Consider the following 26,779-nt stretch of genomic DNA (forward strand, 5'->3'; position numbering starts at 1 on the left):
GGACCGCACCTGGGGAGGAGCGACGGATGACGCACGGCGCCGGACTGACCATCGGTGTGCTCGGCTCGTACGGTGGCCGGAACCTCGGCGACGAGGCGATCCTCACCGGCCTGCTCACCGATCTGCGCACGCAGGAGCCGAATGCTCGGATCATCGTCTTTTCCCGCCACCCGGAGCACACCCGGGCCGCGCACCCGGACGTCGAGGCGGTGCCGTGGGAGGGCGTCAGCCGTACCGACTCGGCGTTGGTGCTGGCCCAGCTCGACCTGCTGATCCTGGGCGGCGGCGGGATTCTCTACGACCGGGAGGCCCGCCGCTACCTGCGGGTCGTCCGGGTCGCCCAGGAACGCGGCCTACCGCTGATCACGTACGCGGTGGGGGTCGGACCGCTCAGCGACGCGGTCGACACCGGCATGGTCCGCGAGACGTTGGCCGGCGCCACCCAGGTGACCGTCCGGGACCAGGAGTCCCGGATGGTCCTGGAGGAGGCCGGACTGCTCAACCCGATCACGGTCACCGCCGACCCGGCGTTCCTGTTGCAGCCGGCCGACTTCCCCGCGCACCTGCTCAGCGAGGAGGGGGTGCCGGTCGGCAAGAGGCTGGTCGGGATCAGCGTCCGGGAGCCGGGACGGGCCGCCGAACGCCTCGACGTCGACGGCTACCACCGGCTGCTGGCCCAGATCGGTGACTTCCTGGTGCACCGCATCGACGCGTACGTGCTGTTCGTGCCGATGGAACGCGACGACATCCGGCACTCGCACGGGGTGCTGTCGCACATGGTCGCCGCGGATCGGGGGCGGATCCTGCACGGCACCTACTCGCCGGAGCAGGTGCTCGGGCTGATGCGCCACTTCGACCTGGCCGTCGGCATGCGCCTGCACTTCCTGATCTTCGCGGCGATGGTGGGTACGCCATTCCTGCCGCTGCCGTACGCCGGAAAGGTCTTCGACCTGGCCCAACGGCTCGGTGTGCCGGCGCTGCGGGGGGTGGAACGGGAGGTGGAGGGACCGCTGTTGGCCGAGGTCGACCGTCTGTGGGACGAACGCGAGCAGCGCGCCGAGGCCACCGCCCGCCGGGTCGCCGAGGTCTGCGAGCAGGCCCGGGGCACCTCCGAGGTCACCCGTGGCGTGCTGGACCAGCTGCGCAGCCAGACCCTCACCCGGGCCTGACCGACGCTCACACCGCTGGGCCGGTCCAGCGGTAGCGCCACTCGCGGGCCTCCTCGCGGGCGGATTCCAACTCGTAGATCTGCGCCTCGGCCAGCCCACCGGACCCGAGGTGGTGGTGGGTGAGCGGCGGGCGGCCGTTGGTGTCCAGCTCGACGGTCACGGTCTGCCCGTCCGCCGCGCCGCCGACGAGAAGAATCTGCACGGATGAGGCCATGCGCCCATCCTGCCCGTCGTGCGGCCACCTCGCAGCGGGATGCGGGGCAGCGCGGAGCCGGCCGCGTGGTTAGTGTCGGCGGATGGCAGAGCAGACCATCGATCCGACGCTCGGCCCGGTGCTCGCCCGCGTCGGCGACGAGCGCGCCGTGCTGGAATCGTTCCTCGACTTCCACCGCGCGATGGTGGTGCGCAAGGTGCGCGGTCTGTCCGACGACGAGGCCGCCCGCCGGCTGGTGCCCTCCGCGACCACGCTCGCCGGGCTGGTCAAGCACCTGACCCTGGTCGAGCGGAACTGGTTCCCGGTGCTGCTGGCCCCCGAGCCCGGCGACGTCTACCTCCGCTCGGAGCAGGACGCGGTAGCGAGCTTCACCCTCGACGAGCGGGACACGGTCGACGGGCTCGTCGAGGCGTACGAGCGGGCCTGTGACCGGTCCCGGACGGTCGTCGCGCGTTTCGACCTCGACCACGTGGTGCCGCACCCACAGCTCGGTGAGGTGTCGGTGCGCTGGATCCTGGTCCACCTCATCGAGGAGACCGCCCGGCACGCCGGCCACGCGGACATCCTTCGCGAACTGACCGACGGGTCGACCGGAGCCCTCTGACCCCGGCCGTTCATCGGGGAGGTAGCCGGCCCGACGGGTATTCCATGCCGTCGTGGGTGCAGGCCGCCGCGGCGACCCGTGCCGCGTACCGGGCCGCCTCCGTCAGCGGCTCGCCCCGCAGCCGCCCGGCGATCAGCCCGGCGGCGAAGGCGTCGCCCGCCCCGTTGCTGTCCACCACCGGCGCGGGCGCTGCGGCGGCCGGCACCGGCACCCGCGTGCGGTCGCCGGGGAACAGCTCGGCGCCGTCCGCGCCCCGGGTCACGACCACGGTCCGGGGCGTCAGCGTCTCGGCGAGCGTCCCGGCCCGGTCGGCGAGCCGTACCCCGCTGACCAGGACCAGGTCGGCGATCTCGGCGAACGGCCGGTGGTACGGGTTGACGCCGTCCCAGTCGTGCAGGTCGGTGGAGAGCGACACACCCGGCGCGAGCGCGGCCCGGACGGCGGGCAGCAACGGCACCGTCCAATCCATGATCGAGAGGTGGACGTGCCGGGCGTCGGCCACCAGCTCGGCCACCTGCGTCAGGGAGAACGGCGGGCCCGCGCCCCGCCACGGGCGCGGGTCGTACAGCGAGGTGCGTGCTCCGCCCGGGTCCACCAGGTTCACCGATCGCCGGGTGCCGCCCCGGTCCTCGGCCAGCGTCGCCGGCACCCCGGCCCGGGTCAGCGCCGCCCGCACCACGTCGCCGGCCGGGTCAGCGCCGAGGGTGTCGACCACCCGCACCCGCAGCCCCAGCGCCCGAGCGGCCAACGCCACCCCGGCTCCGGTGTTGCCGATTCGCAGCTCGATCGGCTCGACGGTGTGCGAGTCGGCGGCCGGCAGCGGAAGCGCGGGCACCCGAACCCGCACGTCCACCCCCAACCCGCCCAGAACCAGGAGATCGACCACGACGCGACGCTAGCCCTCGGCCCCGCGATCTTGCACTTTCTGTCCCGGCACAAGGGGCATTACCACCCACGTCGGCGACAGAAACCGCAAGATCGGCGGGAGCTTTCCGCGCGGGGCCGCCTATCCTGGGCGCGGGCGGCGACAAGGGGGAGTACGTGCTGGTCATCCACGGGCTGTGGCTGCCCGGCTCCGGGCTCGCCGTGTGGGCTGAGGACAGCGCCGCGCCGGTACCCGTCGCGCGCTCCGGCCGCCCTCCCCGGGACCGCCCGCACCCGTTCGCCGCCGGGCACGCCGATCTGGTCGCGGCCCTCACCGACGTCGCAGCGCCGGCCCGCCCGGCCACCGCGCTGCTCACCCTGCCCACCCGGGCGGGCACGCCGACCGACTCGCCCGAGCTGATCCGCACCACCGTCGCACCCCCGACCCGCGGCCGGCTCGCCCTCGCCGCGTGGCGGGTGCCCACCCTGGTGTACGCCCCGGACGACGCCCTGCCCCTGCTCCGCGCCCTGGACGACCTCCCCGTGGTGTGCGGGGCGACCCTGCGGCACCTCGGCGAGCTGGCCGACTTCGCCGCCGACCTGGTGGCCCGGGGCCGCGTCCTGCCGACCGTTGACACGCGAATCGACACGACCGCCCTGGCTGATGCCGGCCCGGCTGATGCCGCTGATGCCGGCGCGGCTGATGTCGCCCTGGCTGATGCCGGCGCGGCGGGTGCCGGCGCGGCCCGCTCGACGGCGGACCGGGTGGTCGCCCGGGCGGTGTGGCGTCCGCTGCTGACCGGCACCGACGCCGGCTGGGCCCGCTCGCTGGCGCTGGCCCTACCGCCGGCCGCCCGCGCCGCCGCCGTCGACACCGAGGGCGGCGACGGCGAGCTGACCGCCACCGAGCTGGTGGCGGACGCGCTCGACGGGCTCACCGACGCCGCCGCCCGGGCCGCTCTCGCGAACACCACCCTGGCCCGGGGAGTACGCCCGGCCGGGCCCGCGCCGGCCTGGCTGGCCGCGCTGGCCGGGCCCCGCCGCGACTTCTCCGTCGACGAGGCGGCGCTGGACGTGCTGCGTACCGAGCTGGACGACTGGCAGCGCGACGCCGCCGGCGGGGCCGTGCGGGCCAGCTTCCGACTGGTCGAGCCGGCCCCCGACGAGGTCACCGAACCGATCCTGGCCACCCGCCCGTCCGGCGACAGCACACCCGTAACCTCGACCGACACCGCGCGGTGGCGGTTGGAGTTCGGGTTGCAGGCCGCCGACGAGCCGGGCCTGCACGTCGACGCCGCCGAGGTCTGGCGGGCGCACCCGGCCGGCCGTACGGGCAGCCCGCAGGAGACCCTGCTGGCCGAGTTGGGCCGGGCCAGCCGGCTCTGGCCCGACCTGGACGCCGCGCTGCGCACCGCCGCCCCCGAGGCGATGGAGTTGGACGTCGAGGGCGCGCACCGGTTCCTCAGCGAAGGCGCGCCGGTGCTGCACGCCGCCGGCTTCGGGGTGCTGCTGCCCTCGTGGTGGCAGCGCCGGTCGGCGCGGCTCGGCGCTCGGCTGCGCGCGCGCAGCCGTACCGCGCCCGGCACGGTCGCCAGCACCGAGGCCGGCGTCGGGTTGGACGCGCTCGTCGACTACCGCTGGGAGATCGCGCTGGGCGACCAGCCGCTGTCGGCGGAGGAGTTGGCGGCGCTGACCGAGCTGAAGACCCCGCTGGTACGGCTGCGCGGCCGGTGGGTGGAGCTGGACCCGGGACGGCTCGCCGCCGGTCTGCGGCTGCTCCGCTCGGCCGGCGAGCTGACCGTCGCCGACCTGCTCCGCCTGGGGCTCACCGACGGCGAGGACACCGGCGCGCTGCCGGTGCTGGAGGTGAGCGCCGATGGCGCGCTGGGCGACCTGCTGGCCGGGGCGGTCGAACACCGGCTCACCCCGCTCGACCCGCCGCCGGGATTCGTCGGGACGCTGCGGCCGTACCAGCAGCGGGGGTTGGCCTGGCTGGCCTTCCTGCGGTCGCTGGGGCTCGGCGGGGTGCTGGCCGACGACATGGGGCTGGGCAAGACCGTGCAGTTGCTCGCGCTGCTCGCCGGAGATCCGCCGGACGCCGGGCCGACGCTGCTGGTCTGTCCGATGTCGCTGGTCGGCAACTGGCAGCGGGAGGCGGCGAAGTTCACCCCGGGGCTGCGGGTGCACGTACACCATGGCGCGGAGCGCGCGCGGGGGGCGGAGTTCACGACGGCCGCGCACGGCGCGGACCTGGTCCTCACCACCTACTCGGTGGCCGCCCGCGACGCCGTCGACCTGGCCGGCATCGACTGGCACCGGGTGGTGGTGGACGAGGCGCAGGCGATCAAGAACGCCTCCACCCGGCAGGCCGAGGCGGTCCGCGCGCTGCCCGCCCGACAGCGGGTGGCGGTGACGGGTACGCCGGTGGAGAACCGGCTCGCCGACCTCTGGTCGATCATGCAGTTCGCCAATCCGGGGCTGCTCGGTCCGGCCGCGACGTTCCGGAAGCGGTTCGCCGAGCCGATCGAGCGCAACGGCGACGCCGAGGCCGCCGAGCGGCTGCGCCGGATCACCGGCCCGTTCGTGCTGCGCCGGCTCAAGACCGACTCGTCGATCATCTCGGACCTGCCGGAGAAGCTGGAGATGGAGGTGCTCTGCAACCTCACCGCGGAGCAGGCCGCCCTCTACCAGGTGGTGGTCGACGACATGCTCGCCCGGATCGAGACCAGCGACGGCATCGAGCGACGCGGGTTGGTGCTGGCCACCATGACCCGACTCAAGCAGGTCTGCAACCATCCGGCCCAGTTGCTGCGCGACGGCTCCCCGCTGGACGGGCGCTCGGGCAAGCTGGCCCGGCTCACCGAGATCCTGGAGGAGGTGCTGGCAGCGGGGGAGCGGGCGCTGCTGTTCACCCAGTACGCCGAGTTCGGCGCGATGTTGCGCGGTCACCTGTCGGCGCGGTTCGGCCGGGAGGTGCTGTTCCTGCACGGTGGGCTCGGCAAGGCCGAGCGGGACGCCCTGGTGCAGCGCTTCCAGTCCGCCGACGGTCCACCGCTGTTCGTGCTGTCCCTCAAGGCCGGCGGCACCGGCCTCACCCTGACCGCCGCCAACCACGTGGTGCACGTGGACCGGTGGTGGAACCCGGCCGTGGAGGACCAGGCGACCGACCGGGCGTTCCGGATCGGGCAGCGGCGACGCGTGCAGGTCCGCAAGTTCGTGTGCGCGGGCACCGTCGAGGAGAAGGTGGCCGCGCTGATCGCCGACAAGCGCAGCCTCGCCCAGCGCGTGGTCGGCACCGGCGAGCAGTGGATCACCGAGCTGTCCACGGGTCAGCTCCGGGACCTGTTCGCCCTGGAGGCCGGGGCGGTGGTGGAGTGACCGACCGATTCGCCGACTACGGCCGCCCCCGCAAGGTCGACGGAGGGCTGAAGGCGCGCAGCGCCCGAGGCGCGATCGGACGGTCCTGGTGGTCCCGGCGCTTCCTGGAGGTGCTGGAGTCGTTCGCGCTCGGCACCCGGCTGACCCGGGGCCGGTCGTACGCGCGGGCCGGTCAGGTGCTCCGGCTCGACGTCACGCCCGGCCGGGTCACCGCCCAGGTGCAGGGCTCCCGGCCCCGCCCGTACGAGGTCTCCATCGCGCTGGCGGCGTTCCCGGAGGCGCTCTGGTCCCGGATCGAGGACGAGTTGGCCGGTCAGGCGTTCTTCAGCGCCCGACTGCTCGCCGGGGACCTGCCCGACGAGTTGGAGGAGTTGTTCGCCACGGCGGGCGCCCCACTCTTTCCCGCCGCCGTCGACGAGCTGACGCAGCGCTGCAACTGCCCCGACTTCGCGGTCCCGTGCAAGCACCTGGCGGCCACGTTCTACCTGCTCGCCGAGGCGTTCGACGCGGACCCGTTCGAGCTGCTGCACTGGCGTGGCCGATCCCGGACGGACCTGCTGGACCGGCTGCGCGCCCGCCGCGCCGAGGCAGCCGGCACACCGGCGTCGCCCGCGCCGGCCTCCATCGTGGACCCGAGCCCGTCGGCGGTCGACGTGCTGCCACCGGCCGGCGCGTCCCGGGCGCTCGCCGGGTTGGCCGCCACGCCCGTCGCGGACGCGGTGGACCGTTTCTGGACGGCGCCCGTGCCGCTGCCCGACCGGCCACCCCGGCTGGCGACCGGGCCGGACCTCCTGCTGCGCCAGCTCGGTCCGCCGGCACCGGCCATCGGTGGGCCGGGCCTGCTGGAGCGGCTGCGCCGCGCGTACCGGGCCTTCGGCCCGGGGTGAGTCGTCACGTCCAGCGGCGGCGGAACCGCCACATGATCGCCGCGTTGGCGACCAGCACCACCGCGCAGATCGCGCCGGCCAGCCGGCCGGCGAACACGGCCATCGCCGGGAGCGACGCCCACAGCACGATGGTCAACAACATCAGATAACGGCCCCGACGGGCCCGGACCCGATGGTCGAGCCGGGCGAAGAACGCCGGGTCACTCTCCCGGAGCTGACGGGTGATCTGGTCGAACCTGCGCTGATCCTCTTTGCTGAGCATGGCGCTGCCTTCCCCTCACGCGTTCAGCGGTTCGGCGGCATACCCGCTGCGACGGCGGCTCACGCTCCTGCTCTTCCTACTTTTCCCCAGCGTGAGAGCACTTCACGTCCGGCTTATCCGAACCTTAAGTTTGCCTGTGGTGGTGAGCAGCGGTGAACGTGGCGCGTACGGCCGCGTGGTCCGATCCGTACCCGGCTGACGCGCGTCCGCCCTGCTGGGAAGGTTGGAACCCGCCCGCGCCGACCCGTCGGCCTTGAATGCCGTGGTGAGGGCTGTCTTAAGTGCCCTCACGGGCGTGTTCGGCCCACCTTGAAGGCACCTGAGCGCTTGGTTACCTTGCCGTAGCAACCCCCTCAGGCAACAGTCGCCGCACCTGCCGCACCTGCCCGGTCGCAGCTTTCCGGCGCTCATCAGAAATCGGGATTGGTACATGGCCGACCAGAATGTGCCACCACGTCGACCGCGGGACGACCGCGGCTGGGACGGACGCCAGCACCACACCTCGGACACGTACGGCGACCCCACCGCGCCCGCGTCGTACGGATACGACTCGCCCCACCCCTACCAGGGCGGCTACCCGGCGCAGGGCGACCCGCGCGAGCAGTACGTCGACGGGTACGCGTACAACGCGCAGCCCGCCCCCGCCCCGCGTGGGCCGCAGTGGGTCGGCCCCGAGGGCCTCGGTCGGCCCGCCCCGTCCGGCCCGGCCGGCGTCGGACTGCCCACCCTGGACGACGACAGCGAGCCGGGCCGCAAGGTCGGCCGGCGTAAGGCCATGGCCGCGCTCGGTGGCACCGCCGCCGTCGTGGCCGGCGGCGCGGCGCTCGCCATGACCCCGCAGTTCCGCGACCTCTTCGGTGACGAGGCGGCGGCCGACGCGACCGGCAGCACGGTGACCGACGGGACCGCGGCGCGCCCCAGCGGCCAGCAGCCCAGCACGGTGCGTACCTACACCGAGCAGAACGAGAGCTACATGGGCTCGCGCGCCGGTGAGGCGCTGAAGAAGAACGCGCCCGCCGGTGGCCGTACCTTCTCCGGCCCGGCGGCGGCCGCCGCGGCGACCGAGGTGACCGTCAAGACGGTGCTCGCCAAGGACCCGATCCTGCACCTGGCCCGGCGGGCCACCTTCGGGGCGACGCCCGCCGTCGTCGCCGACATCAAGAAGCAGGGCATCGACGCCTGGATCCGGACGCAGCTCGACCCGGACAAGATCGAGCCGAGCAAGGCCGAGCTGAAGCTCGCCGAGCTGCCCACCCAGTCGCTCTCCGTGCAGCAGCTCCGTGACCAGCGGGACAAGCTCAACGACCAGGGCGCCCAGCCCGAGCGGGAGGTGGTCGACGCCACCCTGGCCCGGCAGATCTGGTCGAAGCGTCAGCTCTTCGAGGTGATGGTCGACTTCTGGAACGACTTCCTGCACGTCGCCGCCGACTTCGACGGCGGGGAGGTCTACCGGACCTCGTTCGACAAGGACGTCGTGCGCAAGCACGCGCTGGGCAGCTACCCCGAGATGCTGGTCGCGGCGAACAAGCACCCCGCGCTGCTGATCTACCTGAACCAGAAGGACTCCCGCAAGGACGCCATCAACGAGAACCTCGCCCGGGAGAACCTCGAGCTGTACTCGGTCGGCGTCGACGGCGGCTACAAGGAGGGTGACGTCCGGCAGGCCGCCATGCTCCAGACCGGCCGTGCCGTCGACGACAAGGGCCAGTACGTCCTGCGCGTCAACCAGCACTACATGGGCAAGGTGAAGATCCTCGGCTTCACCCACGCCAACACGTTCAGCATCAAGGACGTCAACAACCCGACGGCCAAGGAGATCGCCGCCGTCGACGCGGCGATCGACAAGTACATCACCTACATCGCGCTGCACCCCTCGACCGCGAAGTACGTGGCGCAGAGCCTGGCGACCCGGTTCGTCTCGGACACCCCGCCGAAGTCCCTCGTGGACCGGCTGGCCAAGACGTACAGCAGCAACAACGGCATGATCAAGCCGGTGCTGATGACGCTGTTCAGCTCGTCGGAGTTCTGGGCGGCCGTGGGTCAGAAGGTCCGCCGGCCCATGGAGTACCTGGTCGCCACGTACCGCACGCTGGGCGTCTCGCCCGAGGCGTCGCCGAAGAACAACAACGGCGACAACAAGCGCACCCCGTTCGCCCGGGGCCTGCGGCAGATCCACGACAAGCTGCGCGAGCTGGGCCAGTACCCGATGGGTCAGCCCACCCCGGACGGCTACCCCGACGTCTACGTCGCGTGGACCTCGGCGGGCACGATGGTCAACGGCTGGAACGAGGCCGGCGAGATCGTGGCCGGTTACCGCACCGTCTTCACGTACACCGCGCCGGAGAAGCTGGTCAAGGCGCCGGCCACCGCCGGGGCGTACGTGGACGCGCTGTCCCTGCGGCTCGTGGGCCAGAAGCTGAGCACCCGGGAGAAGAACCTGATCCTCGGCGTGGCCGGTGTGGCGGCGACCGCCAAGGTCGACGCCACGTTCAACGGGGCCATCACCGCCGTCGCGCGGGCGATCCTCGCTTCCCCCCAGCACCACCTCCGGTGAGGCACCCGATGGAGAAGACTGTGTACAACTCTTTCCCCCTGCACCCCGAATGCCCCGACGTACGACGGCTGGCCGACAACCCGGCCGAGGCGCTGCTGCGCGCCGAGGCCGACCTCGTGGCCGCCGAGAACGCCGCCGAGGCCGACCGCTACCGCCGGCTGGAGGACCTGGAGGAGGCCCAGCAGGACGGGCGCGGCGTCACCCGACGGACGTTCGTCGCCGGCGCGGCGGCCACCGCCACCGCGCTGGCCACCTCCCAGTTCGTCACCACCTCGGCGTCGTTCGCGGCCACCAAGACCGGCACGCTGATCCACGTCTTCCTCTACGGCGGTCTCGACGGGCTGAGCCTCGTCGCGCCGGACGGCGACGCGGTGCTCGCCAAGGCCCGGCCCGACCTGCTGCTCGGCAACGACTCGCTGGCCCTGAGCCGCGGCTTCAAGCTGACCAGCGCGTTCAAGCCGCTGGAGAGCTTCCTCAAGGCCGGCCAGCTCGGCTTCATCCCGGCGGTCTCCGACGAGCGGCTGTCCCGCAGCCACTTCCAGGCCGCCGACGCCTGCAACCTGGGTGGCCTGCCCAACGAGACCGGCGGCCGGGGCTGGCTCGACGGCCTGGTCGACAACCTCGGCAAGGGCACCGCGTTCCGCAGCGTCGGCATCGGCAGCACGCTGCCCCGCTCGCTGGTCGGCAACAACGGCGCGCTCTCGCTCAACAGCGTCGGCTCGCTGCGCCTCAACGGCGACGACAAGTTCCGGGCCGCCACCGAGAAGGCCATCAAGGGGCTCTTCACCGGGATCAACCACCCGGTGGAGGAGGCCGTGCAGGAGGGCATGGGCGCGCTCGCCACCGCCCAGAAGCTCGCCGCCAAGCCGTACCAGCCCGCCGCGGGCGTCAAGTACGAGGGCGTCGGCAACGCGTTCCAGCAGCTCGCCCAGCTCATCAAGGGCGGCGCCAACGTCCGGGTCGCCACCGTCGGCATGGGCGGCTACGACACCCACGAGAACCAGGGCACCCAGAGCGGTGGTCAGCTGCACCGCCGGCTGAACGAGCTGGCCAGCGCGATGGCGGCGTTCTTCACCGACCTCGGCCCGCAGGCCGCCGACGTGACGATCATGGTGTCCAGCGAGTTCGGCCGCCGGGTCGGCTCGAACACCGGCGGCACCGACCACGGCCACGGCGGCGTGGTCACCGTGCTGTCCGGCAAGAAGCTGGCCGGTTCGCTGCTCGGCACCTGGAACGGGCTCAGCAAGTTGGACTCCGGCGACGTGCCGGAATACAACAACATGTTCAACGTCTACGGCTCCCTGGCGCAGGGCCGCTTCGGGCTCACCAACGCCGAGGTGCAGAAGGTGTTCCCGCGCATGAAGTACGCCCCCATGAAGCTGTACGCGTGACCTACCCGGGCACCCACGCCGCCGGCCGCCGCACCGGGACCTCGTCCCGGCACGGCGGCCGGTCGGCTGCTCCCGTACCCCCGCAGGTCCCGGACCGGCGCGGAGCCGGCGGCCGACGGTTGCTGGCCGCGCTGCTGCTGGTCGGGCTGCTGGCCAGCGTGCTGCCGTGGTGGCTGGGCACCCCCGCCGGGTCGCTGCGCAGCAGCGCCGCGACCCTCACCTCGGCGGGCCGGATCACCGGCCTGATCGCCGGTTACCTGCTGCTCGTGCAGGTGCTGATGATGAGTCGCCTGCCGGCGCTGGAACGGTGGATCGGCGGCGAGCAGATCGGCCGCTGGCACCGCGACATCGGCGCGACGCTGCTGGTCACCGTGCTGGCGCACCTGTCGTTGATCCTCGTCGGGTACGCCGACCTGCGGAACCACTCGGTGTTCGCCGAGGTGGGCACGCTGCTCGGCAGCTACGAGGACATGCTCTCGGCCTTCGTCGCCACCGGCATCATGATGGTGGTCGGGTTCAGCAGCGTCCGGGCCATCCGGCGCGCGCTGCCCTACGAGCTGTGGCACCTGCTGCACCGGTCCAGCTACCTGGTGCTGCTGCTGGGCTACGGGCACCAGTTCAGCCACGGCGCGCAGCTCTACAAGCCGGGCCCGGTACGCACCGGCTGGATCGCGCTCTACCTGCTGGTGGTCGCCGCGCTGCTCTGGGGACGGGTGATCGCGCCGCTGGCGTTCAACCTGCGCTACAAGCTGCGCGTCGCCGACGTGGTCGCCGAGAGCCCCGACACGATCTCCATCTACCTCACGGGCGAGCGGCTGGGCCGGCTCGCGATGCTCGGCGGGCAGTACTTCCGCTGGCGTTTCCTCGCCCCCGGCTGCTGGTGGCAGTCGCACCCGTTCTCCGTCTCCGCCGCCGCGAACGGCCGCTGGCTGCGGCTCACCGTCAAGGTCGTCGGCCGGCACACCGCCGACCTGCGCGACCTCGAACCGGGCACCCGGGTGTGGGCGCAGGGCCCGTCGGGCACCTTCACCGCCGCGCACCGGGTGCGCGAACGGGCGCTGCTGATCGCCGGTGGCAGCGGCATCACGCCCATCCGGGCCATGCTCGAGGAGCTGCCGCCGGGCGCGGCCCTGATCTACCGGGCCCGCACCCCCGCCGACGTGCTGCTCAGCCGCGAGCTGGACTGGCTGGCCCAGGAACGCGACACGTCGATCTGGTACGTCATCGGCTCCCGCGACGACCCCGGCCCCCGCCAGCTCATGAGCCCCGACGGGCTGCGCCAACTGGTGCCCGACGTGGCCCGACGGGACGTCTACCTGTGCGGACCGTCCGGGCTCGTCGAGCAGTCGGTGCGCGCGCTGCGCCGCGCCGGCGTGCCCCGCCGGCAGATCCACCTGGCCACCTTCGAACTGTAGGAAGGCATCGCATGCGTCGCGCGTTGCTCGCGATCACCGGTCTGGCCGCCAGCACCACCGCCCTGGTGGTGCTCAAGGGCTCGCCGGGCACCACCCAGGTCGCCCAGAACCTGCCGACCGCGCAGCCGGTCAACCCCAGCGGGCCGGGCGTCGACCCGAGCGTCGCCCCGGCCGCCGACCCGTCGGGTGCGGCGCCGAAGCCGTCGGTGACCGCCGACGCGTCGGTGTCGCCCAAGCCCGGCAAGACCACCGCCCGGCCGTCCGGCACGAAGACCACCGCGAAGGCGCCGACCGCGCCGAAGACCACCACCAAGGCGCCGCAGTCGACCACCCGACGGGTCACCGGGCCGCCGGTGGACACGGCGGACGACTACGGGTACGTGCAGGTGCAGATCGTGGTCTCCGGCAACAAGATCATCGAAGCCACCACCCTGGCGTTGCCGAGCGGCGGCGAGTCCGACATCCACAGCGGTGACGTGCGGGACGCGTACAACGGCACCGGCGCTCCCGGCACCCCCAGTGAGGTGGTGCGGAAGCAGAGCGCCAACCTCAACACCGTCTCCGGCGCCACCGCCACCAGCAACGCGTACAAGACCTCCCTGCGGGCCGCCATCGAGCAGGCGTTCTGACGTGCCGGCCGCGATGACCCGGCCCGGGTTGTGCCGGGTCGAGCACATCATGGGTACGACGATCACCCTGGACCTCGCCGACGACCTGTCTCCGGCGCGACTGCGGGAGCTGGCCGACGACGTCTTCACCTGGATGCACGAGGTGGACGCCCGGTTCAGCACGTACCAGTCGGACAGCGAGGTGTGCCGGTTCGACCGGGGCGAGGTGCTGCTCTCCGAGGCGTCGGCGGACCTACGCTTCGTGCTGGAGGCCTGCGCCGACCTGTGGGGCGTCACCGACGGGTTCTTCGACGCGTACGCCACCGGCGGGCTCGACCCGTCCGGGTACGTGAAGGGCTGGGCAGCGCAGGTCGCCTCCGACCGGCTCCTCGCCGCCGGGGCGGCGAACCACTGCGTCAACGCCGGCGGCGACGTCCGCGTACGCGGCTTCTCGCCCACCGGCGAGCCGTGGCGCATCGGCATCCGGCACCCGTGGGACGAGATGGCGACCTGCCTGGTGCTCGCCGGCACCGACCTGGCGGTGGCCACCTCCGGCGTCTACGAGCGGGGCCGGCACGTGCGGGACCCTCGCCGGGGCGCGCCGGCCACCGGACTGCGCTCGGTGACCGTGGTCGGCAGCGACCTGGGTGTCGCGGACGCCTACGCCACCGCCGCCCTGGCCATGGGCGCGGCCGGGATCGGCTGGCTGGACCGGCTGACCGACCACACCTACGCAGTGGTCACCGACGACGCCCGCCAGTTCCACTCCGCCGCCCTCCCGCAAACGGCCTGACCGGACCCCGCCCCGCACCACTCTCCGCGATCTTGCGCCCGCGCCCTGCCCCCGCGATCTTGCAGTTTCGGTTGCCGATCCGCCCCTTGTGATGGGGAATGCCGCGACACAAAGTGCAAGATCGACGAGGTTGGGTGGGGCGGGGGTGGGGGGGTGACGGGTCTAGCGGAGGGGGCGGTGGGTGGTGGCGGGGCGGGTGCCGGTGGGGCGGGGGCGGCCGGGGCGCGAGCTGGTTGGGCGGGTGCCGGCCCAGCGGTGCCCTCGTTGGCCGCGCCGGGGCGGCTCGGTGCCGCCGGGATACGGCGACCGGTCGTGTGTGGACATCGTTCCCCCGTTCGTGGCGCGCGTTCGCGCGGTCACCTGCTCAACGAGGACCGGTGGCCCGGCGACGCTGTCGGTCACCGGATCGGATCGTCGGCCGGCCCCGGCTCACCTTCCCCGGCGGGGCAGCGGCAGGTGCCCGGGGAGCAGGTCGTGGGTGAGCGTCACCCCGCTGGCGCGCAGCGCCTCGATCAGGGTGTTCTGCACCAGGTACGAGTCGGGGAGCTGCCAGCGGGCCTGCTCCGGCGCGACCGCCCAGCGGACGGTCCCCTCCGGCAGCCGGGTCGGCGGCGCGGGGATCCACGAGCCCGGCCCGTGCCGGACCACGTGGAAGCAGTGCTCCAACTCGGGCCGCAGCGGGTCACCGGGACGCACCAGGAACATCCACCGGCCGGTGGGGGTCACCAGCACGGGCCCGCGTACGCCGGTGCCGGCGGGATGGGTCTGCACGGCGTCGAGCACGTGCCGGCCGAGGTGCGCCGGCACCTCCAGCACGTCGAAGGTCCGCCCGGTGGGCAGCAGCACACCGTGTGGTCGGGTCCGCCACCAGGTGGCCACCCGGGCCGGGTCGGTGGTGGCCGCCAGTTCCCAGTTCTCCAGCGCCGGGTGGCAACCCACGGTGGGACAGCCGGCCCGACCGCACACGAACCTGCTGCGGGCGAGGCAGGCGCCGGGCGTCACCTCCCACCCGTGTACGGCGTACCGGATGGCGACCCGGCGCAGCCGGACGCGTTCCAGCGGCGACAGTTCGGCGACGCGTGGTCCGACGTTCCCCCACATGTGTGCCATCTCCCCTCGGTCGGGCCCGGCGGACGCCAGGTCGCAGTTCGAGCGCCGTCACTGCCGTAACCCACGATCGTTGAGGTTGACGAACGGCTCATGCAACTTGCACGAAAAGTACGAGGACTGGCTGTCCGGCTGACGTACAGGCTGTGCGACCAGCGAAAACTGCAAGACGAACGACTGATCGCCGCACCCGCGGACAGCGCCCCGCCCTTCGGCGGTGGCAGGGGAGGGATGGGGAGATGGACGAGCTACCCATTGGCCGGCGAGTGGCCTACTGGCGGGGGCGACGCAAGATGTCGCAGCAGGTCTTCGCGGACCGCCTGGGCAAGTCGAAGAGCTGGGTCGACAAGGTCGAGCGGGGCGTCCGCCGGCTGGACAAGTTCTCGGTCCTCTACGAGATCGCCGACATCCTGCAGATGGACGTGCAGCTTCTGCTGGGCCGCGACCCGGAGCGGCGTACGGACGCCTTGAACTGCATCGACCAGATCGAGGTGCAGGAGATCCGGGCCGCCCTGGAGCGGTACGACTCGATGAGCGCGTACTTCGACGCCGTGCCGTACCCGCCGCCGCTGGACGACATGCGCAAGGCCGTCAACCACGCCTGGCTCACCTACCAGTACGGCCGCTACGGGATGCTCACCCGCGCGCTGCCCAAGCTGCTGCGGGACGCGCAGGCCGCCGACGCCGCCTACAGCGGGGCGCAGGCGCCGGAGGCGGCGCACCTGCTCGGGCAGGTCTACCAGATCGCCTCCTCGGTGCTGCGCAAGCTCGGCGAGTTCGAGCTGGCCTGGCTGGCCGCCGACCGGTCGATGGCGGTCGCCCAGCGCGCCGACGACCCGCTGCTGGCCGGCATCGCCACCACCCGCGTCTGCAACGCCCTGGTCGCCATGGGTCGGGCCCGGCCGGCGCTGGAGCTGAACGTCCAGATCGCCAACCGGTTGGCCCCGGGCGGCAGCAACGAGGTTTCGCCGGCCCGGCTGTCCGTCTACGGGATGCTGCTGTTGCAGGGTGCGATGGCCGCGTCCCGGATCGGCGACTCGGCCAGCGTCGACGACCTGATCAACTGTGCGCAGGAGGCCGCCACCCTGCTCGGCGGCGACCACAACCACTACTGGACGTCGTTCGGCCCGACGAACGTCGAGCTGCACCGGGCCGCCGCCGCCGTCGAGCTGGGCGACGGGGGCCGCGCCGTGGAGGTCCACCAACTGCGCATCGCCGAGCCCGACTTCAACGCGCTGCTGCCCGAACGCCGGGCCCACCACCTGCTCGACATCGCCCGCGGGTACGCCCAGATCGGCGACGTGGCCAACGCCGGCGAGATGCTGCTGCTCGGCGACCGGCTCGCGCCGTCGGAGATCCGCTGCCGGCCGATCGCCCACGAGGTGATGTCCGACGTCCTTCGTCGCACACGGGGTGCGCCGCCTTCTCCGGTAGCGGAGTTGGCTGAGCAGATGGGAGTAGGGGTATGAGCGCGGAGCCGGTGTGACGACCGGCCAACCACACACCAGCGAGCACCGTGCGGTGCTCTACGTCATCGCCTGCGGTTCGCCGTTGGCCCGTCACGTCGGCCGCCTGGTCGAGTTGGCCCAGGCCGACGGCTGGGACGTCTGCGTGGTCACCACGCCGGACGGCGCGAAGTTCGTCGACCAGGCGGCCCTTCACCGACAGACCGGCCACCCGGTACGGACGCACTACAAGAACCCCGGCGACCCGGACGTGCTGCCGCCCGCCGACGCCATGGTCGTCTGCCCGGCGACCGTGAACACGGTCAACAAGTGGGCGGCCGGCATCGCCGACACCCTCGCGCTCGGCCTCCTCGTCGAGGCACAGGGCAAGGGCATCCCGATCGTCGCCGTGCCGTACACCAACGTCGCGATGGCCGCCCACCCGGCGTTCCGGGCCGGCGTGGCCCGGCTGGCGGACTGGGGGATCACCGTGCTCTTCGGTGACCACGTGGTGGCCCTGCACCCACCCGGTACGGGGGAGCAGCACATGCACGCCTTCCCCTGGGCGATGCCGCTCGCCGCGCTGCGGACCGTCGCGTACCGCGCGGCCTGAGCCGGCCCGGCGCGTTGGCGGCGGGTCGACGGCGCTGCCGCACCGGCAGCCGGCGCGGTGTCGCCCAACCGGCGGTGCGCGCCGCGCGGTCAGACCTGCGGCTCGCACGGCGTCGCCAGCTCGCGGCCGGCGAGGGGCGGCCGGACCGCTGGCCGACGCGGCCGGGGCCGGGTGTCACCGCCCGATGGCCACTACGCCGGTAAGCTGGCCCGCCGTGAGCACAAGCCGATCCGCCGCCACGGTGAGCGACGTGGTGGCCGAGTTGGAGCGCCGCTATCCGCCCGTCTGGGCGCAAGAGTGGGATCGTGTCGGCCTGGTGCTCGGTGAGCCGACCGCCCCGGTCCGCCGGGTGCTGTGCGTGGTCGACGTGGTGCCCGAGACGGTCGCCGAGGCGCTCGCCGTCGAGGCCGACATGATCGTCGCGCACCATCCGCTGCTGCTGCGCGGGGTGTCGTCGGTCGCGCCGACCACCGTCAAGGGGCGGATCGTCCACGACCTGATCCGGGCCGGCGTGGCGCTCTACGCGGCGCACACCAACGCCGACGTGGCCTCCCCGGGCGTCTCCGACGCGCTCGCCGCCCGGTTCGGCCTGACCGGGCTGCGCCCGCTGCAACGGCCCGCGCCCGGCTCTCCCGCCCACGGTGACGACCGTGGATTCGGCCGGATCGGCGACCTGCCCCACCCGATGACCCTCGCCGAGCTGACCCGGCACGCCGCCGCCGTGCTTCCCGTCACGTCCTGGGGAGTTCGCGCCGCAGGCGATCCCCGGCGTATGGTTCGTACCCTCGCCGTCAGCGGCGGGTCGGGAGACAGCTTCCTCGGCGCCGCGACCGCCGCCGGGGTGGACGCGTTTCTCACCTCCGACCTGCGGCACCACCCGGCCAGCGAGCACGTCGCCGCCGATGGTCCCGCCCTGATCGAGGCCGCCCACTGGGCGACCGAACGACCGTGGCTGGACGACCTGGCCGCCTTCCTGCGGGAGGCGCCGGGCGTCGAGACGCTGGTGTCCGACCTGGACACCGACCCGTGGACCGTGCACGCCGCCGCACCCGTTGTGGACGACAAGGAGCCCGACCGTGAAGGCTGACCCCCAGGTCCAGCGCCGCCTGCTCGACCTTCAGGCGCTCGACACCAACCTCGCCCAGCTCGCGCACCGCCGCCGGTCGCTGCCGGAGCGGGCCGAACTGGAGGCACTGGCCCGGGAACTGTCGTCGCTGGAGGACGAGCGGGTACGCGCCCAGGTGGCGGTCGACGACCTGGACCGGGACATCGCCCGCCTGGAAAAGGACGTCGAGCAGGTCCGCGCCCGCAAGGAGAAGGACCAGAACCGGCTCGCCGCCGGCACCGGTCCGGCCCGGGAACTGGAGGCGCTCCAGCACGAGCTGGCCTCACTGAACCGGCGTCAGGGTGACCTGGAGGACGCCGAGCTGGAGTTGATGGAGCAGCGGGAGACCGCCCAGGGCGTCCTCGACGGTGTGGAGCAGCGGCTGGCTGACGCCCGGGAGAAGCGGGCCGCCACCGAGCAGCGCCGGGACGACGCGCTGGCCGAGATCGCCAAGGACGAGGAGTTCAAGCGGGGCGCCCGGCAGCCGCTCGCGGCCGACCTCCCCGCCGAACTGGTCACCCTCTACGACAAGATCCGCGAGGACACCGGGCTGGGCGCGGCGCTGCTCACCGCCGGCCGCTGCGGCGGCTGCCGACTGGACCTCTCCGGCGCCGACCTGGCCCGCATCCGCAAGGCCGCCCCGGACGACGTGGTCCGCTGCGAGGACTGCCGGCGGATCATGGTCCGTACCAACGAGTCGGGCCTGTAGGTCGTGGCGCCGCGCGTGGTCGTCGTCGAGGCCGACGGCGGGTCCCGGGGCAACCCCGGGCCGGCCGGCTACGGCGCGGTGGTGCGCGACCCGGAGACCGGCGAGGTGCTCGCCGAGCGCGCCGAGTCGTTGGGTACGGCGACCAACAACGTCGCCGAGTACCAGGGCCTGATCGCCGGTCTGCGGGCCGCCGCCGAGCTGGCCGCCACCGAGGTGGACGTCCGGATGGACTCCAAGCTGGTGGTCGAGCAGATGTGCGGCCGGTGGCAGATCAAGCACCCCGGCCTGCGTCCGCTCGCCGCGCAGGCGGCCGCGCTGGTGGGCCGCTTCGGCGCGGTCCGCTTCACCTGGATCCCCCGCGAGGAGAACCGGCACGCCGACGCGCTCGCCAACGCCGCGATGGACGCCGCCGCCGGCCGACCCACCCCAACGGCGTCCCCGAGCGCACCGGCCTCGGCCAGCGCACCGGCCGGAGGCACGTCGACGGGCAGCGACCCGGCGACCGCGCCGGCCTCCTGGGAGCCCCGTCCGAGCTTCACCGCCACCCGGCTGATCCTCGTGCGGCACGGCGAGACCGCGTACACCGAGCAGGGCCGCTACTCCGGCCGCGGCGACGTGCCGCTCTCGGAGCGCGGCCGGGCCCAGGCCGCCGCCACCGGCACGCGCGTGGCCGCGCTGGCCCCGTCCGTCGCGGCCGTGCTCAGCTCACCCCTTTCCCGGTGTACGGCCACCGCGGCGGCGATCGCCGACGCGATCGGCGACGTGCCGGTCCGCACCGAGGCCGACCTGATCGAGTGCGACTTCGGGCAGTGGGAGGGGCGTACCTTCGCCGAGGTACGCCAGCAGTGGCCGGGGGAGATGGACGCCTGGCTCGCGTCGGCGCGGATCGCCCCGCCGGGCGGCGAGTCGTTCACCCAGGTGGCCGAACGGGTGCGTCGGGTCGTCGAGGCGCTGCCGAAGGCGTACCCCGGAGAGACCGTGGTGGTCGTCTCGCACGTCTCGCCGATCAAGCTGGCGCTGCGCGACGCCCTCGCCGCCACCGACGGCTTCCTGCACCGGCTCTTCCTGGACGCGGCCGGCATCTCGGTGCTCGACCTGTGGCCCGACGGCGGCATCGCCGTCCGCACGGTCAACGACACCGCGCACCTGCCCGCCGCCTGAGCAGCGCGCCCCCCGCCGTTCGGCGCAGCCGATGCGCCGTTCGGCGCAGAGCCGTCCGCGCCCTGATCGTGACGGCGGTCACAGAGTCGTAGCCTCCGGCCGTTACATCGAGTGCCTCGACTCCCCGGAGGTGTGTCAGATGGCTGCACCCGAACCGGAGGCGCCTACCACGGCGTCATCCAGGGCGAAGGACCACAGCCCCTGGAACTGGTTGCTCCTGATCCCCATCGTGGTGCCGCTGGTCCCGGCGTTCTTCAACAGTGACGCGCCCCGGATCTTCGGATTCCCGCGCTACTACTGGCTGCAACTGGCCTGGATCCTGCTCGGCGTCGCCACCACGACGCTCGTCTACCAGATGACGAAGAAGCGGGGTGTGCGGTGAGCGCGAGGAGTGAGCCGGTTTTGCGAGCCCCGCAGTCGCGAACGAAGGGGGTTTGCTGATGTGGCGCGACCATCTCACCGAGATCATCGTTTTCTCGTTGCTGTTCCTGCTGGTCAGCGCGATGGGCTTCGTGGCCGCCCGCTGGCGCGCGCCAAAGGACATGGCGCACCTCGACGAGTGGGGCCTGGGCGGGCGCAGCTTCGGCGGCTGGATCACCTGGTTCCTGGTCGGCGGTGACCTCTACACGGCGTACACCTTCGTGGCGGTGCCGGCCCTGATGTTCGGGGCCGGGGCGGCCGGGTTCTTCGCCGTGCCGTACACGATCGTCATCTACCCGCTGGTCTTCCTGGTGCTGATCCGGCTCTGGTCCGTCTCGCACCGGCACGGCTTCGTCACCCCGGCCGACTTCGTCCGCCGGCGGTTCGACTCGCCCGTGCTGGCGCTGCTCATCGCGATCACCGGGATCGTCGCCACCATGCCGTACATCGCGCTGCAACTGGTGGGCATCGAGGCCGTGCTCAAGACGATGGGCGTGACGGGTGACAGCACCCTGGCCCGGCACCTGCCGATCATCATCGCGTTCGCCATCCTCGCCGCGTACACCTACCAGTCGGGGCTGCGCGCGCCCGCGCTGATCGCGTTCGTCAAGGACAGCCTGATCTACATCGTGATCCTGGTGGCGGTCATCTACCTGCCGTACAAGCTCGGCGGTTGGGGCGACATCTTCGACGCGGCGGACGCGAAGTTCCAGGCGTCACCGAACCCGAACGACGGCATCCTGCTCAACGGCAACAACCAGTTGCAGTACGTCACGTTGGCGCTCGGTTCGGCGCTGGCCCTGTTCCTCTACCCGCACAGCATCACCGGCGTCCTGGCCAGCCGGAACCGTGACGTGATCAAGCGCAACATGTCGGCGCTGCCCGCGTACAGCCTGCTGCTCGGGTTGATCGCGCTGCTCGGCTACATGGCCATCGCGGCCGGCGTGAAGCCGCTGCCGGGGGCTTCGGCCGGCAGCGTGGACAACAACACGATCGTGCCGCTGCTGTTCGACCAGCAGTTCCCGGACTGGTTCGCCGGCGTCGCGTACGCGGCCATCGGCATCGGCGCGCTGGTGCCGGCGGCCATCATGTCGATCGCGGCGGCGAACCTGTTCACCCGCAACATCTACAAGGAGTACCTGAAGAAGGACGCCTCCCCGGCTCAGGAAGCGAACGTCTCGAAGATCACCTCACTGGTGGTCAAGGTCGGCGCGGTTGCCTGCATCGTCTTCCTCGACCCGCAGTTCTCGATCGATCTCCAGCTCATCGGCGGCGTCATCATTCTCCAGACGCTGCCGGCGGTGGCCCTGGGCCTCTACACCCGCTGGTTCCACCGGACCGCCCTGATCGCCGGCTGGGTCGCCGGCATGGGCCTCGGCATGTGGATGCTGTACCAGGTCGGGAACAAGCAGACCGGTAAGGCGCACTTCGCCGGCTCTAACTTCCCGCTGGAGAAGTTCGGCTTCGACACGCCCAAGACGATCTACGTGGGCATCGTGGCGGTGCTGGTCAACCTGGCCGTCGCCGCCCTGCTGACGCTGATCCTGCGGGCCGTCAAGACGCCCGAGGGAGTCGACGGCACCGAACCGGATGACTACTTCGCCGACGAGGGCGACCCGCGCGTCACCCCCGGCGCCGACCGCGACGCCGAGGCGGCCCGCGAACCAGTCGCCTGACCCCCGTTCCCTGTTCCCGTTCCCGTTGCCGTTCCCGTTCCCCGGGCGCCCGCCGCGAGGCCGGCGCCCGGGGCCGCTCAGCAGTCCCGCCCGCCGCCCCTCGCCTGCCGCCCCTCGCCCCTTGCCCGTCGCCCCTTGCCCGTCGCCCCTCGCCCCTCGCCGGTCGCGGGTCGCACTTGCCCGTCGCCTGTTGTGTGCGCCGGTCGCGCGTTACCACCATCAAGATCGTGCTCGATCCTTGTTGTAGTGGTGTCGGGCGGCGGGGATGCCACTACATCCAGGATGTTGCGCGATCTTGGCGGCGAACGGGTGCGGCGCAGCGCCCGCGGCCGGGCGGTGGCGGTGAAAGGGGCCGCGCCCCGACCTCCCGCGTCGATCATGGAGTTCTGGTGCCCGGATGATGACTAACTGCGCCGGTTCGTACTCCACCACAACTCCATGATCGACAGGGTCGGGTCGGGTCGGGTCGGGTCGGGTCTGGCCTGGCCGGGCTGGGCTGGGCCGGGACGGGCAGGGGCGGGCTGGGCAGGGTCGGGTCGGAGGGGCAGGGTAGGGAGGGGTGGGCCGGGGTCCGCCCAGGTCAGGCCGGGGTGGGGTGTGCGCAACATCAGGGATGTTGCTGCCTCAACTGCGTCGGAGACCGCAGTATCGGTGAAGTTGCGTGGATCTTGACGTTGAGCGGGTGCGGCGCTTGGCGGGTTAGCGGGGGCGGTTGCGGTTTACCAGGGCCTGGTTGAGGCGGCCCAGCAGGGCTGCCAGGGTGGAGCGGTCCTCTTGGCTCCAGTCGGAGAGCATGTCGCCGTAGAGCCGGGTGCGGGCGGCCTGCACGGCGGCCATCCGTTGGAGGCCGGCGGTCGTGGGGGAGATGACCGTGCCGCGCCCGTCGCTGGGGTCGGGGGCGCGGGCGATGAGGCCGTCGCGTTGCAGGGCGGAGACCTGCCGGGTCACCGTCGAGCCGTCCAGGTTGAGCCGCGCGGCGAGCGCGGAGACGTTCTGCGGGCCGGCGGCGTCGAGGTGCCGCAGGATGACGTACGCCGCGCGGTCGAGCACCCGGTGCTCGGCGGACCCGGTGGCCCGCCGGGTGGCCTCGCCGAAGCGCATCAGCAGGGCCACCTCGGTCTCGATCAGTCCGAGGGTGCTCTCGTCGTCGTCGCTCATAGCTGTAGGATACAGGGTAAATACCTGTACGATACAGCTAATTGGGGAGTCGGAGTGGATCGGTCATCCGAACCAAACCGCAGTGCCATCTACGCCACCACGCTGGTGGCGTTCCTCGCCATCGCCGGCATCGCCGTCGTCGACCCGATCCTGCCCGCCATCGGCGAGGCGATCGGGGTCACCGCCTGGCAGGTCGAGTTGCTGTTCACCGCGTACATCGCGGTCATGGCTCTGGGCATGATCCCGGCGACGCTCGCCAGCGGCCGGTTCGGTTTCAAGCCGGTGCTGGTCGCCGGTGTCTCGGTGGTCGGCCTGGCCGCCATCCTCGCCTCGTTCAGCGGCAACATCGTGCAGCTCTCCGTGCTGCGCGGCGTGTGGGGCCTCGGCAACGCGATGTTCTTCGCCACCGCCATGGTGGTGCTGGTCAACCTGGCCGTCGACCGGGAGTGGGTGGTCGGCCTCTTCGAGACCGCCCTCGGCCTCGGGTTCGCCGTCGGCCCACTGATCGGTGGCCTGCTCGGCCAGGTCTCCTGGCGGCTGCCGTTCTTCGTCTGCGGCGTGTTCATGGTCCTCGCCCTCGGTGTCGCCGCCCGCAAGCTGCGCGAGCCCACCAACCGCCAGGCCCCGGTACGCGTCGGCCAGATCTTCGCCACCTACCGCCGCCCGGCGTTCATCGCGCTCTGCGTGGTCACCGCCGCGTACAACTTCGTGTTCTTCGTCGTGCTCGGCTACACGCCGCTCTTCCTCGGCCTGGACGTCGTCCCGCTGGGGCTCGCCTTCACCGGCTGGGGCCTCGGCCTGGCCACCGGCATCCTGGTGATCGGCCACCGGCTCGCCCACCGGATCGGCGCGGTGCAGACCGTCGGCGTGGCCATCGCCGGGCTGCTGGTCTGCATGGTCCTCTTCGCGACCTCGACCAGCACCGCCGAGGCGCTCGTGGTGCTGGTGCTCGCCGGCCTGTGCATGGGCCTCGCCAACGCCAACCTCACCGACCTGGCGCTCGGCCTCGGCTCCAGCGACCGCCGGCTCGCCACCGGCGCGTTCAACCTGGTCCGCTGGGGTGCCGCCGCGCCCGCCCCGATCATCTCCGGCAAGCTCGCCGAGCAGTCCCTGGCGCTGCCGTTCTGGGTCGGGTTCGGGGTGCTCGCCGTCGGGGTGCTGGTGTACCTGGCGTTCGCGCACATGATGGCCGCCGGCTACGGCGAGCGGGTCCTCTGGTCCCGCTGGAACCGCGCCGCCGTCGACACCGAGCACGCCCCCGAGGAGCCGGTGGGCGAGGCGTACTGAGGGCTGGCGTCCGGCGGGTCAGCGCAGGGCGCGGTAGAGCAGGTAGAGGCCGATCGTCGTACCGAACACCACGATCAGCGTCTTGAGCACCACCGCCGGCAGCCGGCGGACCAGCCGGGCGCCCACGTACCCCCCAAGGAGAGTGGCGGGCGCGACCACCGCGACCACCGCCCAGTTCAGCGGGCCGAACAGGGCGAAAATCACGAGCGTGGTCAACCCCACCACGGCCGAGAGCAGATTCTTGATCGCGCTCACCCGCGCCAGGGTCGCGTCGAGCACCAGCGCCAGGCCGGCGACCAGCATCACCCCGAGCGCCGCGCCGAAGTACCCGCCGTACACCGCACCGAGCGCGACCATCGTCTGGACCGCGACCGTCCGCTGGCGTGGCGACAGGTCCCGGGGGTGACCGACCAGCCGGCGTAGCGGGTCCTGGAAGGCCAGGACCGCGGTCGCGCCGAGAACCAGAAAGGGTACGACCAGCTCGAACGCACGGGCCGGGGTCGCCAGCAACAGCAGCGCCCCGACGATCGTGCCGACGATCGTGGTGGGCACCAACGTGGCGAGCGCGCGGGGGCGCGGCAGGTCCTGGCGGCTGCCCGCCACACTGGCGACGTACCCGGGAAAGACGGCGACGGAGTTGCTGACGTTCGCCGGCACCGGCGGCAACCCGACCGCGATCATCGCCGGAAACGTGATCAACGAACCACCGCCGGCCACCGCGTTGACAGTGCCCGCGGCGAGACCGGCGGCGAGCAGCAGCGCGGCGTGGGAGAGATCCATAGCCCCACGAGGCTAGCCCGGCCGACTTAACCCCCGCACGATCGGCTGGCTAATCGCCCGCTCGCCGACGCCAAACCTCACTGGGTTGGCCGTCGTGACCCCGTTCAGCAGGTCAGCCCGGCGCGCACCCCGGGCGACCGGGGTAGCGTGCCGCCGCTGTGGCACGCTTCAGCGATGATCGAACTCGCGGACATCGAGGCGGCCGCCGGCCGGATCGCCGGCCACGTGATTCACACACCCACCGTTCCCAGCCCCGGCCTGTCCGAGCTGCTCGGCGTGCCTGTCACCGCCAAGCTGGAGCTGCTGCAACGTACCGGGTCGTTCAAGGCGCGCGGCGCGGCGGCGAAGCTGCTCGTCCTGGACGATGCCGAGCGGGCGGCGGGCGTGCTGGCGGTCAGTGGTGGCAACCACGGCATCGCGGTCGCCGTGATGGCCGGCGCCCTGGGTGTGGCGGCGACCGTCGTGATGCCCCGGACGGCGCCGGCGCGTGCCATCGAGGTGGCCCGCGCGGCCGGTGCCGACGTCCATCTGACCGACGGCATGTCCGCCGCGTTCGCGCTCATGTCCCGGCTGCGGGAGGACGGACTGACCCTGCTGCACCCGTTCGACGACCCGGTGGTGCTCGCCGGGCAGGGCACGGTCGGACTGGAGTTCGCCGACGACGCCGGTGAGTTGACCGACGTGCTGGTCAGCGTCGGCGGTGGGGCGCTGATCTCCGGAGTGGCTGCTGCGCTACGGGCACGCCGACCGGGGGTACGCGTCTGGGGCGTGGAGACCGAGGGCGCGCAGGCGATGTCGCTGGCCCTGGCCAAGGGTGGGCCGGTCGAGGTGCCGCTGTCGTCGATCGTCACCACGCTCAGCGCGCCGACCGTCTCGCCGCTCACCTACGACCACGTGGTCGCCCTGGTCAGCGACGTGCTCGTGGTCTCCGACGCCGAGGCGGTACGGGGGACGGTGGAGTTGGCCGAGCATGCGAAGGTCTGGGCCGAGCCGGCCGCCGGATGCCTGCTGCCGGCCGCCCGCCAGGTACGGGAGCGGGTAGGTGACGACGCCCGGTTGGGTCTCGTGCTCTGCGGCGGCAACTCGACGGTCGCCGACGTGGTGTCATGGACGGCGCGCCTGGGGGCCTGAGCGCCGCCGTCTCGCCCTCGTCGGCCGCACCGGCCCGCCAGCGTCATC

24 protein-coding genes are annotated in these 26,779 nt (G+C 72.6%); 18 read left to right on the forward strand and 6 right to left on the reverse strand.

The features are described 5' to 3' along the window. Window positions 1-26: 26 nt before the first annotated feature. On the forward strand, window positions 27-1,169 hold the full coding sequence (locus AB0I89_RS27325) for a polysaccharide pyruvyl transferase family protein (protein WP_357132596.1): 1,143 nt from the start codon (window positions 27-29) through the stop codon (window positions 1,167-1,169). Window positions 1,170-1,176: 7 nt separating this feature from the next. On the opposite strand, the gene AB0I89_RS27330 is transcribed toward AB0I89_RS27325, so the two are convergent. Continuing rightward, window positions 1,177-1,383 (reverse strand): hypothetical protein, encoded by a 207-nt coding sequence (locus tag AB0I89_RS27330; RefSeq protein WP_355051431.1) that lies wholly within the window; start codon window positions 1,381-1,383, stop codon window positions 1,177-1,179. An 82-nt stretch (window positions 1,384-1,465) separates the two neighbouring features. On the opposite strand from AB0I89_RS27330, the gene AB0I89_RS27335 reads away from it, so the two are divergent. Next, entirely contained in the window at window positions 1,466-1,987 is a 522-nt protein-coding gene (locus tag AB0I89_RS27335) for a DinB family protein (RefSeq protein WP_357132600.1), read from the forward strand. 10 nt (window positions 1,988-1,997) lie between these two features. On the opposite strand, the gene AB0I89_RS27340 is transcribed toward AB0I89_RS27335, so the two are convergent. After that, entirely contained in the window at window positions 1,998-2,873 is an 876-nt protein-coding gene (locus tag AB0I89_RS27340) for a PfkB family carbohydrate kinase (protein WP_357132603.1), read from the reverse strand. 155 nt (window positions 2,874-3,028) lie between these two features. On the opposite strand from AB0I89_RS27340, the gene AB0I89_RS27345 reads away from it, so the two are divergent. Both AB0I89_RS27345 and AB0I89_RS27350 read left to right on the forward strand, forming a co-directional pair. Further along, a complete protein-coding gene (locus AB0I89_RS27345; protein WP_357132606.1) occupies window positions 3,029-6,229 on the forward strand; it encodes a DEAD/DEAH box helicase in 3,201 nt (1,066 codons plus the stop codon). After that, the gene (locus tag AB0I89_RS27350; RefSeq protein ID WP_357132609.1) at window positions 6,226-7,116 is read left to right on the forward strand and encodes an SWIM zinc finger family protein; all 891 of its coding nucleotides are present in this window, start codon (window positions 6,226-6,228) and stop codon (window positions 7,114-7,116) included. The genes AB0I89_RS27345 and AB0I89_RS27350 overlap by 4 nt, the downstream gene beginning before the upstream one ends. 4 nt (window positions 7,117-7,120) lie before the next feature. Here AB0I89_RS27350 and AB0I89_RS27355 read toward each other — a convergent pair whose 3' ends face one another. After that, complete coding sequence (locus tag AB0I89_RS27355) at window positions 7,121-7,378, reverse strand: DUF3040 domain-containing protein (RefSeq protein ID WP_234586377.1); 258 nt, start codon at window positions 7,376-7,378, stop codon at window positions 7,121-7,123. A gap of 430 nt (window positions 7,379-7,808) precedes the next feature. Here AB0I89_RS27355 and AB0I89_RS27360 point away from each other — a divergent pair, with 430 nt between their 5' ends. Genes AB0I89_RS27360 through AB0I89_RS27380 form a run of 5 tightly spaced genes read left to right on the forward strand, consistent with a single transcriptional unit; the run spans window position 7,809 to window position 14,139 of the window. Further along, window positions 7,809-9,932, forward strand: coding sequence for a DUF1800 domain-containing protein (locus AB0I89_RS27360; protein WP_357132613.1), 2,124 nt, complete (start codon window positions 7,809-7,811; stop codon window positions 9,930-9,932). An 8-nt stretch (window positions 9,933-9,940) separates the two neighbouring features. Beyond that, window positions 9,941-11,323: a DUF1501 domain-containing protein gene (locus AB0I89_RS27365; protein ID WP_357132616.1), complete on the forward strand. Its 1,383-nt coding sequence runs from the start codon at window positions 9,941-9,943 to the stop codon at window positions 11,321-11,323. After that, on the forward strand, window positions 11,320-12,738 hold the full coding sequence (locus tag AB0I89_RS27370) for a ferredoxin reductase family protein (protein WP_357132619.1): 1,419 nt from the start codon (window positions 11,320-11,322) through the stop codon (window positions 12,736-12,738). Before AB0I89_RS27365 ends, AB0I89_RS27370 begins: the two co-directional genes overlap by 4 nt. Window positions 12,739-12,749: 11 nt before the next feature. Beyond that, window positions 12,750-13,367: an FMN-binding protein gene (locus AB0I89_RS27375; protein WP_357132621.1), complete on the forward strand. Its 618-nt coding sequence runs from the start codon at window positions 12,750-12,752 to the stop codon at window positions 13,365-13,367. A gap of 49 nt (window positions 13,368-13,416) precedes the next feature. Continuing rightward, window positions 13,417-14,139: an FAD:protein FMN transferase gene (locus AB0I89_RS27380; RefSeq protein WP_357132624.1), complete on the forward strand. Its 723-nt coding sequence runs from the start codon at window positions 13,417-13,419 to the stop codon at window positions 14,137-14,139. A gap of 429 nt (window positions 14,140-14,568) precedes the next feature. Here the strand turns inward: AB0I89_RS27380 and AB0I89_RS27385 are convergent, their stop codons facing one another. Next, entirely contained in the window at window positions 14,569-15,240 is a 672-nt protein-coding gene (locus AB0I89_RS27385; RefSeq protein ID WP_355051440.1) for a bifunctional DNA primase/polymerase, read from the reverse strand. 245 nt (window positions 15,241-15,485) lie between these two features. Between AB0I89_RS27385 and AB0I89_RS27390 the strand changes: the two genes are divergently transcribed. The 7 genes from AB0I89_RS27390 (at window position 15,486) to mctP (ending at window position 22,375) form a co-directional block, all read left to right on the forward strand. After that, window positions 15,486-16,715, forward strand: a complete 1,230-nt coding sequence (locus AB0I89_RS27390; protein ID WP_355241353.1) for a helix-turn-helix domain-containing protein — start codon at window positions 15,486-15,488, stop codon at window positions 16,713-16,715. Between the two features lie 13 nt (window positions 16,716-16,728). Next, a complete protein-coding gene (locus AB0I89_RS27395) occupies window positions 16,729-17,304 on the forward strand; it encodes a flavoprotein (RefSeq protein WP_357132629.1) in 576 nt (191 codons plus the stop codon). A 250-nt stretch (window positions 17,305-17,554) separates the two neighbouring features. Beyond that, window positions 17,555-18,391: a Nif3-like dinuclear metal center hexameric protein gene (locus AB0I89_RS27400; RefSeq protein ID WP_357132746.1), complete on the forward strand. Its 837-nt coding sequence runs from the start codon at window positions 17,555-17,557 to the stop codon at window positions 18,389-18,391. Continuing rightward, entirely contained in the window at window positions 18,381-19,118 is a 738-nt protein-coding gene (locus AB0I89_RS27405) for a C4-type zinc ribbon domain-containing protein (protein WP_357132632.1), read from the forward strand. The genes AB0I89_RS27400 and AB0I89_RS27405 overlap by 11 nt, the downstream gene beginning before the upstream one ends. Before the next feature lie 3 nt (window positions 19,119-19,121). Further along, the gene (locus tag AB0I89_RS27410) at window positions 19,122-20,279 is read left to right on the forward strand and encodes a bifunctional RNase H/acid phosphatase (RefSeq protein ID WP_357132635.1); all 1,158 of its coding nucleotides are present in this window, start codon (window positions 19,122-19,124) and stop codon (window positions 20,277-20,279) included. A 139-nt stretch (window positions 20,280-20,418) separates the two neighbouring features. After that, window positions 20,419-20,661: a DUF3311 domain-containing protein gene (locus AB0I89_RS27415; RefSeq protein ID WP_357132638.1), complete on the forward strand. Its 243-nt coding sequence runs from the start codon at window positions 20,419-20,421 to the stop codon at window positions 20,659-20,661. A 58-nt stretch (window positions 20,662-20,719) separates the two neighbouring features. Continuing rightward, entirely contained in the window at window positions 20,720-22,375 is a 1,656-nt protein-coding gene (gene mctP, locus AB0I89_RS27420; protein WP_357132641.1) for a monocarboxylate uptake permease MctP, read from the forward strand. Between the two features lie 699 nt (window positions 22,376-23,074). Here mctP and AB0I89_RS27425 read toward each other — a convergent pair. Further along, on the reverse strand, window positions 23,075-23,533 hold the full coding sequence (locus tag AB0I89_RS27425) for a MarR family transcriptional regulator (protein WP_357132644.1): 459 nt from the start codon (window positions 23,531-23,533) through the stop codon (window positions 23,075-23,077). A gap of 54 nt (window positions 23,534-23,587) precedes the next feature. Here AB0I89_RS27425 and AB0I89_RS27430 point away from each other — a divergent pair, with 54 nt between their 5' ends. After that, a complete protein-coding gene (locus AB0I89_RS27430) occupies window positions 23,588-24,820 on the forward strand; it encodes an MFS transporter (RefSeq protein WP_357132647.1) in 1,233 nt (410 codons plus the stop codon). An 18-nt stretch (window positions 24,821-24,838) separates the two neighbouring features. On the opposite strand, the gene AB0I89_RS27435 is transcribed toward AB0I89_RS27430, so the two are convergent. Continuing rightward, the gene (locus AB0I89_RS27435; RefSeq protein ID WP_357132650.1) at window positions 24,839-25,600 is read right to left on the reverse strand and encodes a sulfite exporter TauE/SafE family protein; all 762 of its coding nucleotides are present in this window, start codon (window positions 25,598-25,600) and stop codon (window positions 24,839-24,841) included. A 174-nt stretch (window positions 25,601-25,774) separates the two neighbouring features. On the opposite strand from AB0I89_RS27435, the gene AB0I89_RS27440 reads away from it, so the two are divergent. Next, a complete protein-coding gene (locus AB0I89_RS27440) occupies window positions 25,775-26,731 on the forward strand; it encodes a threonine/serine dehydratase (RefSeq protein ID WP_357132653.1) in 957 nt (318 codons plus the stop codon). Window positions 26,732-26,779: the final 48 nt, after the last annotated feature.

This window comes from Micromonospora sp. NPDC049801 (assembly GCF_040656575.1).
Lineage (GTDB): Bacteria > Actinomycetota > Actinomycetes > Mycobacteriales > Micromonosporaceae > Micromonospora.

What these genes read in the sequence shown, in the direction of transcription:
- AB0I89_RS27325 (WP_357132596.1), top strand. Translation starts at nt 27, where the DNA reads ATGACGCACGGCGCCGGACTGACCATCGGTGTGCTCGGCTCGTACGGT.
- AB0I89_RS27425 (WP_357132644.1), bottom strand. Translation starts at nt 23,533, where the DNA reads ATGAGCGACGACGACGAGAGCACCCTCGGACTGATCGAGACCGAGGTG.
- AB0I89_RS27390 (WP_355241353.1), top strand. Translation starts at nt 15,486, where the DNA reads ATGGACGAGCTACCCATTGGCCGGCGAGTGGCCTACTGGCGGGGGCGA.
- AB0I89_RS27435 (WP_357132650.1), bottom strand. Translation starts at nt 25,600, where the DNA reads ATGGATCTCTCCCACGCCGCGCTGCTGCTCGCCGCCGGTCTCGCCGCG.
- AB0I89_RS27385 (WP_355051440.1), bottom strand. Translation starts at nt 15,240, where the DNA reads ATGTGGGGGAACGTCGGACCACGCGTCGCCGAACTGTCGCCGCTGGAA.
- AB0I89_RS27335 (WP_357132600.1), top strand. Translation starts at nt 1,466, where the DNA reads ATGGCAGAGCAGACCATCGATCCGACGCTCGGCCCGGTGCTCGCCCGC.
- AB0I89_RS27440 (WP_357132653.1), top strand. Translation starts at nt 25,775, where the DNA reads ATGATCGAACTCGCGGACATCGAGGCGGCCGCCGGCCGGATCGCCGGC.
- AB0I89_RS27375 (WP_357132621.1), top strand. Translation starts at nt 12,750, where the DNA reads ATGCGTCGCGCGTTGCTCGCGATCACCGGTCTGGCCGCCAGCACCACC.
- AB0I89_RS27415 (WP_357132638.1), top strand. Translation starts at nt 20,419, where the DNA reads ATGGCTGCACCCGAACCGGAGGCGCCTACCACGGCGTCATCCAGGGCG.
- mctP (WP_357132641.1), top strand. Translation starts at nt 20,720, where the DNA reads ATGTGGCGCGACCATCTCACCGAGATCATCGTTTTCTCGTTGCTGTTC.
- AB0I89_RS27360 (WP_357132613.1), top strand. Translation starts at nt 7,809, where the DNA reads ATGGCCGACCAGAATGTGCCACCACGTCGACCGCGGGACGACCGCGGC.
- AB0I89_RS27365 (WP_357132616.1), top strand. Translation starts at nt 9,941, where the DNA reads ATGGAGAAGACTGTGTACAACTCTTTCCCCCTGCACCCCGAATGCCCC.
- AB0I89_RS27330 (WP_355051431.1), bottom strand. Translation starts at nt 1,383, where the DNA reads ATGGCCTCATCCGTGCAGATTCTTCTCGTCGGCGGCGCGGCGGACGGG.
- AB0I89_RS27355 (WP_234586377.1), bottom strand. Translation starts at nt 7,378, where the DNA reads ATGCTCAGCAAAGAGGATCAGCGCAGGTTCGACCAGATCACCCGTCAG.
- AB0I89_RS27380 (WP_357132624.1), top strand. Translation starts at nt 13,417, where the DNA reads ATGGGTACGACGATCACCCTGGACCTCGCCGACGACCTGTCTCCGGCG.